General features: G+C 72.8%; 19 protein-coding genes. 9 read left to right on the forward strand and 10 right to left on the reverse strand.

The window, feature by feature from the left end:
- Nucleotides 1-153 precede the first annotated feature (153 nt).
- From ACLBXP_RS02015 to ACLBXP_RS02025, 3 genes are all read left to right on the forward strand, one after another.
- Nucleotides 154-501, forward strand: a complete 348-nt coding sequence (locus tag ACLBXP_RS02015; RefSeq protein ID WP_447665848.1) for a DUF3325 domain-containing protein — start codon at nt 154-156, stop codon at nt 499-501.
- A gap of 197 nt (nt 502-698) precedes the next feature.
- Entirely contained in the window at nt 699-2525 is a 1827-nt protein-coding gene (gene typA, locus ACLBXP_RS02020; RefSeq protein ID WP_447665849.1) for a translational GTPase TypA, read from the forward strand.
- A gap of 112 nt (nt 2526-2637) precedes the next feature.
- The gene (locus ACLBXP_RS02025) at nt 2638-2865 is read left to right on the forward strand and encodes a hypothetical protein (RefSeq protein ID WP_447665850.1); all 228 of its coding nucleotides are present in this window, start codon (nt 2638-2640) and stop codon (nt 2863-2865) included.
- Nucleotides 2866-2886: 21 nt separating this feature from the next.
- Here the strand turns inward: ACLBXP_RS02025 and ACLBXP_RS02030 are convergent, their stop codons facing one another.
- The 8 genes from ACLBXP_RS02030 to ACLBXP_RS02065 all read right to left on the reverse strand — a co-directional run bounded on the left by ACLBXP_RS02030 (nt 2887) and on the right by ACLBXP_RS02065 (nt 9021).
- A complete protein-coding gene (locus tag ACLBXP_RS02030; RefSeq protein ID WP_447665851.1) occupies nt 2887-4584 on the reverse strand; it encodes a methyl-accepting chemotaxis protein in 1698 nt (565 codons plus the stop codon).
- Between the two features lie 378 nt (nt 4585-4962).
- Nucleotides 4963-5133 carry a hypothetical protein gene (locus ACLBXP_RS02035; RefSeq protein ID WP_447665852.1) on the reverse strand — a complete coding sequence of 57 codons (171 nt, stop codon included), beginning with the start codon at nt 5131-5133 and terminating at the stop codon, nt 4963-4965.
- Between the two features lie 19 nt (nt 5134-5152).
- Nucleotides 5153-5470: a hypothetical protein gene (locus ACLBXP_RS02040; RefSeq protein ID WP_447665853.1), complete on the reverse strand. Its 318-nt coding sequence runs from the start codon at nt 5468-5470 to the stop codon at nt 5153-5155.
- Nucleotides 5467-5652, reverse strand: a complete 186-nt coding sequence (locus ACLBXP_RS02045) for a hypothetical protein (RefSeq protein ID WP_447665854.1) — start codon at nt 5650-5652, stop codon at nt 5467-5469. Before ACLBXP_RS02045 ends, ACLBXP_RS02040 begins: the two co-directional genes overlap by 4 nt.
- Nucleotides 5653-5754: 102 nt before the next feature.
- The gene (gene cysK, locus ACLBXP_RS02050; RefSeq protein WP_447665855.1) at nt 5755-6720 is read right to left on the reverse strand and encodes a cysteine synthase A; all 966 of its coding nucleotides are present in this window, start codon (nt 6718-6720) and stop codon (nt 5755-5757) included.
- A gap of 203 nt (nt 6721-6923) precedes the next feature.
- The gene (locus ACLBXP_RS02055; protein WP_447665856.1) at nt 6924-8084 is read right to left on the reverse strand and encodes a glycosyltransferase; all 1161 of its coding nucleotides are present in this window, start codon (nt 8082-8084) and stop codon (nt 6924-6926) included.
- Nucleotides 8085-8170: 86 nt separating this feature from the next.
- A complete protein-coding gene (locus tag ACLBXP_RS02060) occupies nt 8171-8419 on the reverse strand; it encodes a hypothetical protein (RefSeq protein WP_447665857.1) in 249 nt (82 codons plus the stop codon).
- A 98-nt stretch (nt 8420-8517) separates the two neighbouring features.
- Nucleotides 8518-9021 (reverse strand): META domain-containing protein, encoded by a 504-nt coding sequence (locus ACLBXP_RS02065; RefSeq protein WP_447665858.1) that lies wholly within the window; start codon nt 9019-9021, stop codon nt 8518-8520.
- 286 nt (nt 9022-9307) lie between these two features.
- Here ACLBXP_RS02065 and ACLBXP_RS02070 point away from each other — a divergent pair, with 286 nt between their 5' ends.
- Nucleotides 9308-9631 carry a helix-turn-helix domain-containing protein gene (locus ACLBXP_RS02070; protein ID WP_447665859.1) on the forward strand — a complete coding sequence of 108 codons (324 nt, stop codon included), beginning with the start codon at nt 9308-9310 and terminating at the stop codon, nt 9629-9631.
- 6 nt (nt 9632-9637) lie between these two features.
- Here ACLBXP_RS02070 and ACLBXP_RS02075 read toward each other — a convergent pair whose 3' ends face one another.
- Both ACLBXP_RS02075 and ACLBXP_RS02080 read right to left on the reverse strand, forming a co-directional pair.
- A complete protein-coding gene (locus tag ACLBXP_RS02075; RefSeq protein WP_447665860.1) occupies nt 9638-10888 on the reverse strand; it encodes an NAD(P)/FAD-dependent oxidoreductase in 1251 nt (416 codons plus the stop codon).
- Entirely contained in the window at nt 10885-11829 is a 945-nt protein-coding gene (locus ACLBXP_RS02080; RefSeq protein ID WP_447665861.1) for a LysR family transcriptional regulator, read from the reverse strand. Before ACLBXP_RS02080 ends, ACLBXP_RS02075 begins: the two co-directional genes overlap by 4 nt.
- A gap of 217 nt (nt 11830-12046) precedes the next feature.
- Here ACLBXP_RS02080 and ACLBXP_RS02085 point away from each other — a divergent pair, with 217 nt between their 5' ends.
- The 5 genes from ACLBXP_RS02085 (at nt 12047) to ACLBXP_RS02105 (ending at nt 16992) form a co-directional block, all read left to right on the forward strand.
- Entirely contained in the window at nt 12047-13105 is a 1059-nt protein-coding gene (locus ACLBXP_RS02085; RefSeq protein WP_447665862.1) for a class 1 fructose-bisphosphatase, read from the forward strand.
- Nucleotides 13106-13124: 19 nt separating this feature from the next.
- On the forward strand, nt 13125-13985 hold the full coding sequence (locus ACLBXP_RS02090) for a phosphoribulokinase (RefSeq protein WP_447665863.1): 861 nt from the start codon (nt 13125-13127) through the stop codon (nt 13983-13985).
- Between the two features lie 104 nt (nt 13986-14089).
- Entirely contained in the window at nt 14090-14785 is a 696-nt protein-coding gene (rpe, locus tag ACLBXP_RS02095) for a ribulose-phosphate 3-epimerase (RefSeq protein ID WP_447665864.1), read from the forward strand.
- A complete protein-coding gene (locus ACLBXP_RS02100; RefSeq protein WP_447665865.1) occupies nt 14779-15543 on the forward strand; it encodes an HAD-IA family hydrolase in 765 nt (254 codons plus the stop codon). Before rpe ends, ACLBXP_RS02100 begins: the two co-directional genes overlap by 7 nt.
- Before the next feature lie 48 nt (nt 15544-15591).
- A complete protein-coding gene (locus ACLBXP_RS02105) occupies nt 15592-16992 on the forward strand; it encodes a cytochrome P450 (protein WP_447665866.1) in 1401 nt (466 codons plus the stop codon).
- Nucleotides 16993-16998: the final 6 nt, after the last annotated feature.

Genomic DNA, 16998 nt, shown 5'->3' on the forward strand with positions numbered 1-16998 from the left:
CGGTCGCTCGTCGCAGCCTTGCGGGACAGGCCGGCCCTCGACGAGGTGGAGCTTTGACCCGCTACCCGCTCGACACGAACGCGGTGTCGGGCGACCGGATCCTTGAATCCCACAGACCCATGAATCCCACAGACCCATGAATCCGACAGACTCATGACCCCCATCGTCCTTGCCCTCAACCTCGCCCTCGCCTTCGCGGGCCTCGCCGCCCTCGCCCTCAGCCTCGACCGGCACCACCGCGACGCCTTCGGCACGCGGGTGCCGAAGGCCCGGGCCCGGATGCTGCGGCTCGCCGGATGGGCCGGCATCGCGCTCTCGCTCCTCTCCGCCGGGATCCTGGAGGACTGGACCTTCGGGCCGGTGCAGTGGATCGGCGCGCTGATCGGCGGGGCGCTCGGGGTCGTGCTCCTCCTGTCCTACCGCCCGGCCTGGCTGCGCCCGGCGGCGCTCGCCGCGCTCCCCCTCGCGCTCGCGGCCCTCGCCCTCGGCCTGCGGGGCTGAGCCGCGCCGGCGGCAGTCCCGCCTCTTGCCCGGCCCCCTTGCCGGAATCGGTCGCAATCGATATTGCGACGCAATAGCACGAACCCGTCCGCACCCGCCGGGGTGACCGCCTATTGGCGGTCGGCCCCCTGACGGGTTCTGAGGGCACCCGCGGGAGCATGGGCTTCCGTGAGGTCCCGACTTGCTTCGGATACCCCATGAAGCTGCGCAACATCGCCATCATCGCCCACGTCGATCACGGGAAGACCACCCTCGTCGACAAGCTCCTGCAGCAATCCGGCTCCTTCCGCGAGAACCAGCGCGTCGAGGAGCGGGCGATGGACTCGAACGACCTCGAGAAGGAGCGCGGCATCACGATCCTGGCCAAGGCGACCTCGGTCGTCTGGAAGGACACCCGCATCAACATCGTGGACACCCCCGGACACGCCGATTTCGGCGGCGAGGTCGAGCGCATCCTGTCGATGGTCGACGGCGTGATCGTGCTGGTGGACGCGGCCGAGGGGCCGATGCCGCAGACCAAGTTCGTGGTCTCGAAGGCCCTCAAGATCGGGCTTCGCCCGATCGTGGCCGTCAACAAGGTCGATCGGCCGGACGCCCGCATCAACGAGGTGGTCAACGAGGTGTTCGACCTGTTCGCGGCGCTGGACGCCACGGACGAGCAGCTGGACTTTCCCATCCTCTACGGGTCCGGCCGCAACGGCTGGATGGCGACCTCGCCGGAGGGCGACCAGGCCGAGGGCCTCGCGCCGCTGTTCGACCTCGTGCTGCAGCACGTGCCCCAGGCGCGGACGGAGGAGGGCCCGTTCCGCATGCTCGGCACCCTGCTCGAGGCGAACCCCTTCCTCGGCCGCATCATCACGGGCCGCATCGCGTCGGGCACCGTCAAGCCGAACCAGTCGATCAAGGTCCTCGACCGGACCGGCAAGGTCGTCGAGACGGGCCGCGTCTCGAAGATCCTCGCCTTCCGGGGCCTCGAGCGCGCGCCGATCGACGCGGGCGAGGCGGGCGACATCGTCTCGATCGCCGGCCTCGTGAAGGGGACCGTGGCCGACACCTTCTGCGACCCGCAGGTCGACACCCCGATCCAGGCCCAGCCGATCGACCCGCCGACCGTGACGATGTCCTTCATCGTCAACGACAGCCCCCTCGCCGGTACCGAGGGCGACAAGGTCACGAGCCGGATGATCCGCGACCGCCTCTTCAAGGAGGCTGAGGGCAACGTCACCCTCAAGATCGAGGAGGCGGCCGACAAGGACTCGTTCTACGTCTCCGGCCGCGGCGAGCTGCAGCTCTCGATCCTGATCGAGACCATGCGCCGCGAGGGCTTCGAGATCGCGGTCTCGCGCCCGCGCGTCGTCTACGAGAAGGACGAGGACGGAGGGCTCCTGGAGCCCGTCGAGGAGGTCGTGATCGACGTCGACGAGGAGCATTCCGGCGTCGTCGTGCAGAAGATGAGCGAGCGCAAGGCCGAGATGGTCGAGATGCGCCCGTCCGGCGGCGACCGCCTGCGCCTCGTCTTCCACGCGCCCACCCGCGGCCTCATCGGCTACCAGGGCGAGCTGATGACGGACACGCGCGGCACCGCGATCATGAACCGCCTGTTCAAGGCCTACGAGCCCTACAAGGGTGAGATCGCGGGCCGCCGCAACGGCGTGCTGATCTCGAACGACAAGGGCGAGGCGGTGGCCTACGCCATGTGGAACCTCGAGGACCGCGGCCCGATGATGATCGAGCCGGGCGCCAAGGTCTATCAGGGCATGATCGTCGGCGAGCACAACCGCGAGAACGACCTCGAGGTGAACGTGCTCAAGGGCAAGAAGCTCACCAACATCCGCACCACCTCGAAGGACGAGGCCGTGCGCCTGACGCCGCCGATCCGGATGACCCTCGAGAAGTCGCTGGCCTGGATCCAGGACGACGAGCTGATGGAGGTCACGCCGAAGTCGATCCGGCTGCGCAAGACCGTGCTCGACCCGAACGACCGCAAGCGCGCCGAGCGCTCGAAGGAGGCGCTGACGGCCTGAGGGCCCTCACGCCTTCCTCACGGCGAGCCCCCCGGGCCGCCTTCGATCCCTCATGCGCCCCGGCGCATATCGACGCCGCGGCCGACCGGGCCGCGGCAACGCACCGGCTCCCATGCCCACGATCACCCTTCCCGACTCCGCTGCCCCGGCGCAGGCCGCAGGCTCGCCCTACGTGGTGGGGCGCGACGCCGAGGGCCACTGGGTCGCCGTCGCCGCCCACGGCCTCTGCGGCGGCCTCTTCGCGAGCCGCGAGGCCGCGATCCGCTTCGCCGCCGCCGAGGGCGGCTGCCCCGCGGCCGCCATCCGCCTCGCGGCCGGCCCCGTGCGCCTCGTCCTGTAAGGCGCGAGAGCCGGGCGGGGTTCAGGCCGCCCGCACGGTGGTGAGGAAGCGGTGCACCTCGGCCGAGAGGTGCTCGGACTGTCGCGACAGCTCGGAGGCCGAGGACAGCACCTGGGCCGCCGCCGCGCCCGTCTCCTCGGAGGCCCGGGCGACGCCCGCGATGGTGTGCGTCACCTCCGTGGTGCCGGTGGAGGCCTCAGCCACGTTGCGCACGATCTCCTGCGTGGCGGCCCCCTGCTGCTCGACGGCCGCGGCGATCGTCGTCGCGACGGTGTCGATCTGCCGGATGCGCTCCATGATCGAGCCGATCGCGTCGACGGTCTGCCCCGTCGCGCCCTGGATGTGGCCGATCTGGCTGGCGATCTCCTCCGTCGCCCGCGCGGTCTGGTTGGCGAGCTCCTTCACCTCGGCGGCCACCACCGCGAAGCCGCGCCCGGCCTCGCCGGCGCGCGCCGCCTCGATGGTGGCGTTGAGCGCCAGCAGGTTCGTCTGAGCCGCCACCGTGGAGATCAGCTGCACCACGTCGCCGACCTTGGTGACGGCCCGGCTCAGCTCGTTCACCTGCGCGGCGGTCCGGTCCGCCTCGTCGACCGCCGCCTGCGCCATCTCGGCCGAGCCCGAGACCTGCCGGCCGATCTCCCGCACGGAGGTGCCGAGCTCCTCGGCCGCGGAGGCGACGGTGTGGACGTTGGCCGAGGCCTCCTCCGCGGCGCCCGCGACCGTCGTCGATTGCTGCGCGGTCTCGGTGGCGGTGGCGGTCATCTGCTGGGCGGTGGCCTGCAGCTCGGTGGCGGCCGACGAGACCTGCCCGACGATGGAGCCCACCGCCTGCTCGAAGCCGTCGGCGAGCTCGATCATGGTGCGCCGGCGCTCGGCCGCGGCGGCCGCGTCGGCGATGCGCTTCATCTCGGCCTCCTCGGCGGCCTTCTGGGCGACCATGGCCTTGATGCCCTCCACCGCCCGGCCGACCGCACCGACCTCGTCGCCGCGCGCCGCCTCCCGGATCTCGGCGTCGATCTCCCCTTGCGCCATGCGCTGCAGGACGCCGACGAGGCTCGCGAGGGGGCGGGTCACGGCCAGGACGACGATCAGGCCGGCCAGCATCGTCGCGCCCAGGAGGCCGACGCCCGCGAGGCCGACCAACAGGGCGATCGCGCGCGTCACGTCCTGCCCGGCCTGCGCCTTGGCGGCGGCGAGCTCCTCCGCCAGCAGCGTGGCCCGGCCCTGCATCCACTCGTTGATCTTCAGGCGGGCCGGAATGCCGACGTCCCGGGCGAGCCGGAAGGCCTCGTCGCCCTGCCCGCGCAGGCCGAGATCGTAGACCCGATCGAGGGTCGCGAAGAAGCCCTCCATCGCCTGGCGCGTGGCCATGTTGCCGGCGCGGCGCTCCTCCGTATGGGCCAGGGTGACGAGGCGGTCCGCCGCCTGCCGGGCCTCGGCCATGGCGGTCTGCTGGCGCGCGCGGAAGCGTGCCTTGTTCTGCGCATCCGCATCCAAAAGGATGTTGCGGTCCATGATGGTGGCTTCGGCGATGCCGCCGCGCATGTGCAGGAGCGCGTCGAGGCGGGCCGCCTGGACGTCGACGATCCCGGCCGTCCGGTCCGAGAGGTCGAGCATCACCCCGCGCGCGTAGACGATCAATCCCGCGCTGAGCACGAGTGTCAGCGCGAAGGGTATCGCGATCTTGAGAATGAGTTTCGTATTGCGAAGGAAATGCATCGCTTCACCCAAAAATGAGGCACTTTGCCTAAATGGAATGCATCCAGTCTTGGGGTTAAAGAACTGTTAAAATGCTCCGTAACGTGCGAGTAGAAGCTCGTTCAACCGTAGAAATGCAGTAATTAGCAATTGAAATTCAATATATTTCGTGCCCTAGTTGTATCATCGAGTGGGAGCGAGACTCGGCACGATTGTCGAGCCCTCCGGGGCACGGCCATGCGCGCGCACCGGGCCGGCGCTGCCTTCGGGAGCCGCGCCAGCCTGCCGCCGAGCGATCCACGTCGGTCGGGCGGACCCGGTCGCGCCTGGCTTCGAAAGGATCATGCCGGCCGTCCGGATCGCGCGCGGGGGCCGATCCGCTCCCGGATCCCGGGGCGCTCAGCTTCCGCCGGGGTCGGTCTCGCCGTCGGGCATGGTGCCGCCCTGGGGCCCGAGGCCCGGCAGGCCCTCGGTCTTCTCGTTCGGGTCCTTCACCGCGTCGGGCGCGACGTTCTCGGGCTTGCGGGGCGGTGCCTCGTCCGCCTCGTCCCTGTCCTTGTCACCGATCATGCGCTGTCCTCCGGAAGCGTCAGGCCGAGCCGGCTTCGCGCTCGGCCTTCGAGCCGCCGTCCGCGACCGTCTCCCCGTCGCGCGGGCCCCGCGACGCCTTCTGGTCCGAATGGCCGCCCGAGGAGCCGCCGAGGGCCGGCGGCGCCCGGCCGGCTTCGCCGCCCGCGTCCCAGCCCTGGTTGCGGTCCGCGTCGCTGCGGCCGCCCGCGCCCATGCGGGTCACCTCGGCCTGCGCGGCGGTCTGGTGCCCGCCGCCCGCCGCCGGCCCACCGGGCGAGCCGACGTCGGAGTCGGGCTTGCGGGTGACGGTCTCGCTCGGGATGGTGTCGCGGCTCATCGGCCGCGCTCCTTAGGCGGGGCCTCGCCGGGCGGCTCGTCCGCGCCGACGGCGGCCGTTGCCCGCTCGATCGCCTCGCGGGCGGAGGCGTCCGGGCCGCCCACGCCTTGCCCCGTCCGATCGTCCGGCTGCACCGGTGCGTCGGGCTTCGCGGCGTCCTGCTCGCGCGTCCGTTCGGTCATGGCGGTCCCTCCGTCGGCCGAAGGGGCCGAACATGTGGCGGGACAACCCGTTCGGGCCGGCACGGTTGCGTCCGCGCCGGCCCTGCGGATCGGATGCGCCCGTCAGATCCCCTCGAACAGCGCCGAGGAGATGTAGCGCTCGGCGAACGAGCACGCGACGGTGACGATGCGCTTGCCGCGGAACTCCGGCCGGGCGGCCAGCTCCAGGGCCGCAGCCACGTTGCCGCCGGTCGAGATGCCGCCCGGGATGCCTTCGAGACGCGCCAGCGCCCGGGCCGTCTCGAAGGCATCCTGGTTGCTGACCTTGAGGACGCCGTCCAGCACGTCGGTGTGCAGGTTCTCGGGGATGAAGCCGGCGCCGATGCCCTGGATCTTATGGGGGCCCGGCTGGCCGCCCGAGATCACGGGGGAATCCACGGGCTCCACGGCGAAGACCTTGAGGTTCGGCAGGCGGGGCTTGAGCACCTCGGCGACGCCCGTCACCGTGCCGCCGGTGCCCACGCCGGCCACGAAGGCGTCGAGCTGGCCGTCGGTGTCGTTCCAGATCTCCTCCGCCGTGGTCCTGCGGTGGATGTCGGGGTTCGCGGGGTTGGCGAATTGCTGCGGCATCACCGCGCCCGGGATCTCCTTGAGGAGTTCTTCGGCCTTGGCGATGGCGCCCTTCATGCCCTGGGGCCCGGGGGTCAGCTCGAGCTGCGCGCCCAGGAAGGCGAGCATCTTGCGCCGTTCCAGAGACATTGTCTCGGGCATCACCAGGATCAGGCGGTAGCCGCGGGCGGCGGCCACGAAGGCCAGCGCGATGCCGGTGTTGCCGGAGGTCGGCTCCACCAGGGTGCCGCCGGGCTGGAGCTTGCCAGAGGCCTCCAGCGCGTCGATCATATTGACGCCGATGCGGTCCTTGACGCTCGCGATCGGGTTGAAGAACTCGAGCTTCAGCAGAATCTCGGCCTCGATGCCCCGCTCCTTCGGCAGGCGGTTGAGGCGCACCAGCGGCGTGTTGCCGATGGTCTCCGTGATGGAGCCGTAGACGCGGCCGTGGCCGGGCTTGCGGGTCGAGGTCTCGGTCATGCGGGTCTCCTTCGCGGGGGCCTTCAGTCCGGCGCCGCCCGTCAGGGGCGCCGTCCCGGATCTGGCGCCGGGATATCGCGTCGCTTCCGGCAGAGCAACGGCCAAGATCCTCAGATCAATATCGATTTTCTCCCCGTGGGTGGTCTGGCCCGCGCGCGTAGAAGCTTCCTTCTGCCAAGGGCCTCAGCCGGGAAAACTTGTTCTCAAGCGCTCGCCTCGCGCCAGGCCGTCAGGAAGCCCTCGGCCATCGCCTCCACCCCGAACAGATCGACGATGCGGGCCCGCGCAGCCGCGCCGATCGCCTGCCGCGCGTCCGCTCCGAGTCCGGCGAGGTCCCGAATCGCCGCCGCGAGGGGTTCGGGATCGCCCGGCGGCACGAGGCGGCCGACCTCGCCGAGGATCGCCGCGGCATCGCCGACGCGGGTCGCCACGGGCGCCAGCCCCGCTGCCATGCCCTCCGCGAGGGCGTTCGAGAAGCCTTCGCCGAAGGCCGAGGACGAGACCACGAGGTCGGCCGCGGCGTAGAGGTAGGGGAGGTCGTCCCGCCGCCCGAGCGCCCGGGCGTTCGGGGGCAGGGGCAGCGCCTCGGTGCCGGCACCCACGAGCAGCACCGTCACGGCCGGTACCCGCGCGGCCGCCGCGAGGAGGCCGGCATGATCCTTCATGGGATCCACGCGGGCGGCATGCACGGCCACCACCGCCCCGGTACCGAGGCCGAGGTCCGCCCGCAGGGCGGCGCGTCGCTCCGGCTGCGGCCGGAAGAGCCCCGTGTCGATGCCGTTCGGGATCACCGCGAGCCGGCGCGGCCGGTAGCCCTGTGCCCGGTGGAAGTCGGCCCCCGCGTCGCTGTTCGAGACCACGAGCCCCGGCCAGGCCGAGAGGCGCGCCGAGAGCGCGAGGAGCCGGCCGTAGCGGGCGTGGTCGATGTCGGAGTTGCGCAGGCCCCAGGCGAGCAGGGTCCCGCGCGGCGCGCCCGCGAGGCGGTGCGCGCCAGCCGCGAACAGGTCGCCGTGGTAGAGCCAGCCCTGCAGCACCCGCGGGCGCAGGCGCCGGACGAGCCGGGCGAGCGCCCAGACCGAGCGGGCCACGCCGACCGGGCCGCGCGGCGCGAGGGCGTGGACCGGGACGCCGAGGTCCCGCAGGCGCCCGGCGTTCTCGCCGCCCTCGGTCAGGCTGACGACCTGTTGGGGCATGCCCCGCGCCAGCAGCGCCCGGCAGAGCGCCACCAGCATGGTCTCGGCCCCTCCGGTGCGCAGACCGGAGATGACGTGGAGGATAGGGCGCTCTTGGAGGATGGGTCGCTCTTGCAGGATGGGGCGATCTTGGAGGGTAGGACGCTCTTGCATCGGGACCGGACGCGTCATGCGAGGATCGTCCGATCGCTGCGCGACGGCGGACGACGGCTTCGCTCAAGGGTCCCGCGCCGCTTCGACCGAAGCGGACCCGGGTCTCACCCGCCGGATCGGACCGTCAGCGCCAGAAGCGTCGCGAGGAGGGGCGCCCCGGCGGCGAGCCAGAGGGCGCCGGGATGCAGGCTCCTCGGCAGCGCGTAGCGCGCGTCCTCGCGGGCTCCGCGCCGGAGCGGCGCCCGGTTCGACCCGAGGCCAATCCTGCCGCCGATCACCCCGCCGACCTTGCCGCCGACTTGGCCGACGCCTCCACCGCGGTGAGCCTCGTGCCGTCCGACCCCGCCCGCCATCCGCCGCCCCGTCCCCGCGAAGGCGGTCAGGAAGCGGCCGGGCGCCTCAAGGGGCGGTGAATCCGCCCCGGGCGATTGCCGGCGTGGTCAACGCCGCCTTAAAGCGCGCGGTCGAACTTGATCTCGCCGCTGGGGCTCTTCAGCACGAGCTGCGAGCCGACCATGTCCCACTGGGCGGCGGTCCGCAGCGCCACGAAGAACGCCTGCTCGGTGGCCGCGAGGCCCTTGTCGCAGGACTTCTTGGTAAGGGCGAGCGGCCCCACGGCGAGGTGCTGCTCGCGCAGCGGGAAGGCGGTGGCCGCGAAGGTGTTGCAGCCGCCGTAGCCGCGGGCGCGGTACTGCTTGTCGATGATGAAGCTCGGCCGGTCCCCGCCGCCGAACGGCTTGCCGTTGAGGCTGACCGCGGTCCAAGTGGAATCGAGCGGGAAGACCTTCTCCTGGGGCTTGGCCGCCGGGACGTACTGCTTCTTCTCCTCGGTCCCGCCGGGCCGGCGGTTCTTGGCGCCGTAGCCGGCATAGCCCTGCGCCCGCACGTCGGTCGCCGTGGCCAGGGTCCCGGCCGCGACGGCGCCGGCCAGTGCGGCGATCAGCATCCCTCTCATCGTGTCGCCCCTTTCGCTCGCTTGCACGCGTCGTTGATCGTCCCGGGCGCCCTGACGGCGGGCGTCCGGTCGCACGCCGCCGCGAACCTCTCGGACTCTGCTGTCAGGACGTGCGGAAGCGCCAATCCGATAGAATTTCAGCACAATTATGGTCAAGGCGCCCTTGATTGATCCGGGCCGTGCCCCCGCGCGCGATCCACGGGGAAATCCGCCCGCAACGATTCCGGCATCCGCTCGGTTGTGGGGACAGGCGGCGCAGGGCGCCGTCGCGACGGGAGAGACGCACTTGGCCGGATCGGACGAAGGTGGTCAGAGCGGAGCGGTCGCGGCACCGATCAGCCCGGCGCAGTCGCGGGCGGCCCGGGGGCTCCTCGGCTGGTCGGAGGGCGACCTCGCCGGCAAGGTCGGGCTCGGCGAGAGCTTCGTGCGCGACTTCGAGGCCGGCCGGGGCGATCCGCCCTCCGGGCAGCTCGAAGCCCTGCGCAGCGCCCTGATGGCGGCGGGCGCCGTCTTCACCGACGGTGATTCGCAAGGGGTCCGCCTCGACCCGGGCGGCGGCCGCGACGAGGGCACCCACCCGGACCAGCTCACCACCGAGAACGACCGCTGAGCGCCCTCAGCGCGCCGCACCCGGCCCCATCACGAGCGCCTTGAGGTCGAAGCCCGGGTCCGCGGCCTGCTCCGGCGTGAGCGGCGTGCCGGCCGCCAGGAGGCGCCGCGCGACCATGTGGTCGGCCGCCCGATTCACCGATTCGACGGCCGCGAGGCGCGAATCCCGGAACCGGAACACCGAGAGGCTGCTCCCCTCGCCGCGCTGGACGCGCTCGTCCGCGGGGGCGGCGAGGCCGGCGATCTGCAGCTTGTGGGGGCCCTGGTCGCTCCAGAACCAGGGGACGGCGACGTAGGGTTGGGCCGGCCTGCCGGCGAGGCGGGCGGCGAGGCTCCGCCCCTGGTCGATCGCGTTCTGCACCGACTCGATGCGGATGCTCCCGTCCCGGCTCAGGCCGTGGGCGAAGGGGCTCGGGTAGCGGGCGCAGTCGCCGATCGCCGCGACCGCGGGATCGTCGGTCGCCAGGAAGGCGTCGACCCGCACGCCGTCGCCGGTGGCAAGGCCCGCCTGCGCGGCGAGCTCCTGGTTCGGCAGCACGCCGATGCCGACGAGGACGAGATCGGCCGCGACCGTGCCGCCGTCCGCGAGCTGCAGGGCGGCGGCCTGGCCACCCTGCTCCAGCACGGCCGCGACGCCCGCGCCGAAGTGGAAGCGCACGCCGGCCTCCTCCAGGGCGGCGCGGAAGAAGGCCGCGGTCTCCGGCGAGACCGCCCGCGCCATCGGCCGGTCCGCGGCCTCGATCACCGTGACGGCGAGGCCGGCGGCGGCCGCCACCGCGGCGAATTCCAGGCCGATGAAGCCCGCGCCGACGACCGCGGCCCAGCGGGCGCCGGCGAGCGCGGCCTTCAGACCGTCCGCGTCCGCGAGCCCGCGCAGCTGGTGCACGCCCGGCAGGTCCGCGCCCGGCACCGGCAGCGGCCGGTTGCGGGCGCCCGTGGCGAGCACGAGGTGGTCGTAGGGGAGGCTCTCCCCGTCGGCGAGGACGAGGCGCCGCGCCTCCCGCTCGATCGCCGCGGCGACGCCCCGGCGGAGCGCGATGCGGTGCTCGGCGAAGTAGCTCGCGGGGCGCAGGGCGAGGCCCGCCGCGTCGGTCTTGCCGGCCAGGTAGGCCTTGGACAGGGGCGGGCGCTGGTAGGGCAGGGCCGGCTCGTCGCCTACGAGGGTGAGGGGCCCGGCAAAGCCCGCCTCGCGCAGCGACGCGGCGGTCTGGACGGCCGCCTGGCCGGCGCCCGCGACGACGATCCCGGCCTCGCTCACGGATGCGCCTCGGCGGCCTCCGGCAGCGGCCGCACGCCCGGCAGCCAGCGCGCCCCGTCCTGCATCAGGTATTCCCAGAAGGCGCGGGCGGCGGGGCCCAGCACCTTGTCGGCCCGGCGCACGGCGTACCAGTCGCGGCGGATCGGCAGGCCCTGCACGTCGAGGAGGGCGAGGCGCCCGCTCTCCAGCTCGGCGGCGACGGCGTGGGCGGAGAGCAGCGCGATGCCGAGGCCCGCCATCACGGCCTGCTTGATGGTCTCGTTCGACCCCGAGTCGATCCCGAGGCGGGCCCGCTTGATGATGATGCCGTTCATGAACTCCTCGAACACCGTGCGGGTGCCCGAGCCGTCCTCGCGCACGAGGAAGGATTCCTCCGCGACGTCCGCGCGGGTCAGGCCGGCGCGGCCGGCGAGCGGGTGGTCCGGCGGCGCGATCAGCACGAGGGGGTGCGGGCCGAAGATCTCCGCCTCGATGGCGAAGTCGCGCGGCGGCCGGCCCATGATCGCGAAGTCGATCTCGTAGTTGCGCAGGGCCTCGACCGTGCTGGTCCGGTTGCCCACCGAGAGGTTGATCTCGACGCCCGAGTAGCGGTGCACGAAGCCCGCGATGACCTTCGGGGCGAAGTACTTCGCCGTCGAGACCACGCCGAGGGTGACGCGGCCGCCGCCGCCGCCCTTGAGGGTGCGCAGCCGGTCGGCGCAGGTCTCCAGCACGGTGTTGATGCTGTCGATCGCCCAGAGCATCTCCCGGCCCGCATCCGTCGGCTTCAGCCCGGTCGGGGTGCGGTCGAACAGGAGGAGGCCCGCCTCCTCCTCGAGCTGGCGGATGCGGGCGTAGAGCGCCGCCGAGGTGACGTTCAGCTCCTGCGCGGCCCGCGTCATGGTCCCGAGCCGGGCCACCGCCGCTACCGCCTGGAGTTGTTTCAGGGAGAGGTTGCGCATGAGATTGCTTTTAGTTTTTTTGCATTGACCCGCAAGATATTTTCAAATTTCTTTCCCCTGCCAAGTGAGCGCGGCGAGCGACGCCCCTGTGCGGGGTCCGGGCCGGGCGGTACTATGGCGGAGCGGTATCGCGGCGGCGCCCGCGCGGGTAAGGAGCGGGCGCGGGACGCGTCCCCACCCCGGGGCGGGCGGCGGACTGAAGAAGGATGGACGGCCGATGGCGACGGGCTCACTGACGATCGGTTCCCGGCTCGACGCGTACCTCGCGGAGGCGGTCTGGGCGCGGCGCGAGCTCGAGGACACGGCCGCCGTGATCGCGGCCATCGCGGCCGCCGCCATCGACATCAGCGAGGTGATCGGGCGCGGGGCGCTCGCGGGCGACCTCGCCGCGGCCGGCGACCAGAACAGCGACGGCGACGTCCAGAAGGCCCTCGACGTCATCGCCCACAACCGCGTCACCGAGGCCCTGCAGTCGGCACCCGTCGCCGAGGTCGCCTCCGAGGAGGCGGAGGGCGTGATGGCGTTGAAGCCCGGCGCGCCGCTCGCCGTGGCGATCGATCCGCTCGACGGCTCGTCGAACATCGGCGTCAACATGGCGGTCGGCACGATCTTCGGCATCCGCCCGGCCGTGCGGGACGCGGCCAACCCCATCGCCTCCTTCACGACGCCCGGCACCGCCCAGCTCGCGGCCGGCTTCGTCACCTACGGCCCCGCGACCGCCCTCGTGCTCACCCTGGGCGAGGGCACGCAGGTCTTCGTGCTCGACCGGGCGGAGCGCGCCTTCCGGATGACGCATGCGAGCCTCGACGTGCCGGTTTCCGCCAAGGAATACGCCATCAACGCCTCGAACGCCCGCCACTGGGACGGGCCCATCCGGGCCTTCGTCGAGGATTGCCTGCGGGGCGCGGAAGGCCCCCGCGACAAGGACTTCAACATGCGCTGGCTCGGCTCGCTGGTGGCCGACGCGCAGCGCGTGCTCATGCGGGGCGGCGTGTTCCTGTACCCGGGCGACGGCCGCAAGGACTACGCCCAGGGCCGCCTGCGCCTCCTCTACGAGGCCGCCCCCATCGCCATGCTGATGGAGCAGGCCGGCGCCGGCGCCACGGACGGCGAGCGCCGCATTCTCGAGATCGAGGCGACGGGCATCCACGAGCGCGTGCCGCTGGTGTTCGGCTCGCAGGAGGAAGTCGCCTGCGTCGCCAAGTACTACGGCGGGCGCAACCACGCCGCCGGCCGCTCGCCGCTCTTCGGCCAGCGCGGCCTGATGCGCAGCTGAGGGGCGCCCCCGACCCCCGATGTCCGCGCGCCATCCCATCATCTCGGTCACCGGCTCGTCCGGGGCCGGCACCACCTCGGTCCGCAACACCTTCGAGCAGATCTTCCGCCGCGAGGACGTGCGCGCGGTCTACATCGAGGGCGACGGCTTCCACGCCCACGACCGCGAGACCATGCACGCGATGATGGCGAGCGAGCCGACGCTGAGCCACTTCGCGCCGCGGGCGAACCTCCTGCCGGAGCTGGAGGAGGTCTTCCGCACCTACGCCGAATCCGGCCTCGGCCGCACCCGGCACTACGCCCACGACGCCGCGGATGCGCGGCGCTACGGCGTGAAGGAGGGCAGCTTCTCGGCCTGGGAGGCGTTCGCGCCGGGCTCGGACCTCCTGTTCTACGAGGGCCTGCACGGCTGCGTCGTGAACGACAGCGTCGACATCGCGCGCTACCCCGACCTGAAGATCGGCGTGGTGCCGGTGATCAACCTCGAATGGATCCAGAAGCTGCACCGCGACCGCTCGTTCCGCGGCTACTCCACCGACGCCGTCACGGACGTGATCCTGCGCCGGATGCCCGACTACGTGCAGACGATCTGCCCACAATTCTCCTGGACGGACATCAACTTCCAGCGGGTGCCGACGGTGGACACCTCGAACCCCTTCATCGCCCGCTGGATCCCCACCGCCGACGAGTCGATGGTGGTGATCCGCTTCAAGGACCCGAAGGGCATCGACTTCGCCTACCTGGTCTCGATGATCCACGACAGCTTCATGAGCCGGGCGAACTCCATCGTGATCCCGGGCGGCAAGCTCGACCTCGCCATGCAGCTCATCCTGACGCCGATCATCATGCAGCTCGTCGAGCGCAAGCGGCGCATGGCGTGAGCCGGGGCACCGGCTTCCTGGGAAACCCCGTCACCGATCCTATATTGCGGGCGCCGCGCCGTTCAGGCCATGGCCCCCGCGCGTCACGAGCCGCGACCTTTGACATGAAGCACCCCCTCATCGCCCCCTCGATCCTCTCGGCGGACTTCGCCCGGCTCGGCGAGGAGGTGCGCGCCGTCGATGCGGCCGGCGCCGACTGGATCCACCTCGATGTGATGGACGGGCACTTCGTGCCGAACCTCACCTTCGGGCCGCCGGTGGTGAAGGCCCTGCGCCCGCACTCGGCCAAGGTGTTCGACGTGCACCTGATGATCAGCCCGGCCGACCCCTACCTCGCCGCCTTCGCGGAGGCCGGCGCCGACATCATCACGGTCCATGTCGAGGCCGGGCCCCACGTGCACCGCTCGCTCCAGACCATCCGGGCGCTGGGCAAGCGCGCCGGGCTCGCCCTCAACCCCGGCACGCCGGCCGTCCTCGCCGAGCCGCTGATCGAGATGGTCGATCTCGTCCTCGTCATGACCGTCAATCCCGGCTTCGGCGGGCAGAGCTTCATCGGCGGCGCCCTCGACACCGTGGCGCGGGTGCGCGCCATGGCGGCGGGCCGGGACATCGACATCGAGGTCGACGGCGGCATCGGGCCGGAGACGGCGGGCCGCGCGGCGGCGGCGGGCGCCAACGTGTTCGTAGCCGGCAACGCGGTGTTCCGGGACGGGCCGCGCGCCTACGGGGACCACATCGCCGCGATCCGGGCCGGCGCCGCGGCGGCGCGGTCCGCGGTCTCCGGCCCGCTGGCATGCTGAGGGCGCTGATCTTCGACGTCGACGGCACCCTCGCCGAGACGGAGGACCTGCACCGGCAGGCCTTCAACCGCGCCTTCGCGGCGCTGGGGCTGCCCTGGTCGTGGGACCCGGCCCTCTACGCCGAGCTCCTGCGGGTGATGGGCGGCAAGGAGCGCCTCGCCCACTACATCGCGACCGCCCACGGGGACGAGGCCGCCGGCCTGATGCGGCGGCTGCCCGAGATCCACGACCTCAAGACCCGCCTCTACGGCGACCTCGTGGAGGGGGGCGCCCTGCCCCTGCGCCCGGGGATCGGCCGCCTCATCGCCGAGGCCCGCGCCGCGGGCCTCGGGCTCGCGGTCGCGACCACCACGAGCCGCCCGAACGTCGACCGGCTCGTGGCAGCGAACTTCCCCGCCGGGGACCGGCCCTTCGACGTGATCGCCTGCGGCGACGAGGCGGCCCGCAAGAAGCCCGCGCCGGACGTGTTCGAGCTGGCGCTCGCCCGCCTCGGGGTCGAGGCGGGCGCCGCGATCGTCTTCGAGGATTCGGCGGCCGGCATCCGCTCGGCGCTCGATGCCGGCCTGCCGGTGGTGGCGACCCGGAGCCGCTACACCGAGAGCCACCGCCTCGACGGGGCCTTCTCGGCGGTCTCGGACCTCGGCGAGCCCGGCCGTCCGCACCGTCACATCGCCGGCCATGCGTGGCCGGACGGCGTCGTCACCCTCGCGGCCCTGCGGGACTGGCACGGGGACCGCGCCGGCATCGCGGCGGTCTGAGCGGCTCGACACGCGCGCCGCCCGGGGGCAAGCTCGGGCGGTTCTTCGGTGGGCGTGGTCGCGATGCAGGCCGGATCCAGCAAGTTCCGCGTCGCCGGGCCCGAGGCACCCGGCCTCTCCGAGCGGCTCGCCGAGCTGGCCGCGCTGCCGGGGCTCGCGCGCACGCTCGTCGGCAGCATGACCGACGCCTGGCCGGACGAGGTCTACACCGAGCCCCTGGTGGAGGCCCGGATGCTGGGCCGCCGCATCTACTTCGTGCTCGACCCGGCCCTGATCCGCGCCCTGTTCGTCGACCATCCCGGCTCCCTGGTGGGCGAGGAGATCAAGATCCGCGCGCTGACGCCGGCCCTCGGGCAGGGCCTCATCACCGCCGAGGGCGCGCACTGGCGCGTCCAGAGGCGGACCGCGGCCCCGATGTTCCGGCCCGAGCGGGTGCGCGGGTTCGTGCCCGCCATGGCCGCGTGCGCGCGGGCGACGCGGGACGCCTGGCGGGCGCGGACCGATCCGGAGGCGCCCCTCGACATCGCGCAGGAGATGTCGCGCACCACCTTCGAGATCATCGCCGCCACCATGGTCTCGGGCGACCGCGGCTTCGACGTGGCCCGCTTCGGCCAGGCGGTCGAGCACTACCTCGGCCAGACCGGCTGGACGGCGGCCCTGGCGATGTTCGGCCTGCCGCGCTGGATGCCGCATCCCGGCCGGCGGCGCGGTCGCCGGGGGGCCCGCTACATGCGCGGGAGCGTCGCCGCCGCGATCGCCCGGCGGCGCGCCACGGGCGAGCCCGGCGCCGATCTCCTCGGGCTGCTGCTGCAGGCCCGCGACCCGGAGACCGGCCTTGGGATGCCGGACGAGAGCCTCGTCGACAACCTGCTCACCTTCGTGACGGCCGGCCACGAGACCACCGCCCTTGCGCTGACCTGGGCGCTCCGCCTCGTCGCCGACCATCCGGAGGTCGAGGCCCGGATGCTTGCCGAGCTCGACGGGACCGACCCCGCGGACCCCGCGGGGGTCGACGGGCTCGTCTACACCCGCCAGGTGGTAATGGAGGCGATGCGCCTGTTCCCGCCCGCCTCCCTGATGACCCGGCGGGTCACCGCGCCGCTCGCGCTTGACGGCCTGCGGATCCCGGCCGGCGCGTCGGTCCACCTGCCGATCTTCGCGCTGCACCGCCACGCCCGGCTCTGGGAGCGGCCGGACGCGTTCGACCCGGATCGCTTCGCCCCCGCGATCCACGCGGCGCGGGACCGCCACGCCTACCTGCCCTTCGGGGCGGGCCCGCGCGTCTGCATCGGCATGGGCTTCGCCCTCACCGAGAGCGTGGCGATCCTCGCGACGTTGCTGCCGGCCTTCCGGTTCCGGCCGCTGGCCGCCGGGCTGCCGCGGCCGCGCCTGCGCGTCACCCTGCGCCCGCAGGGGGGCATGCCGATGCGGGTGACGGCGCGGACCTGAGGCGTC

The sequence above is a fragment of the Methylobacterium sp. A54F genome, assembly GCF_053346035.1.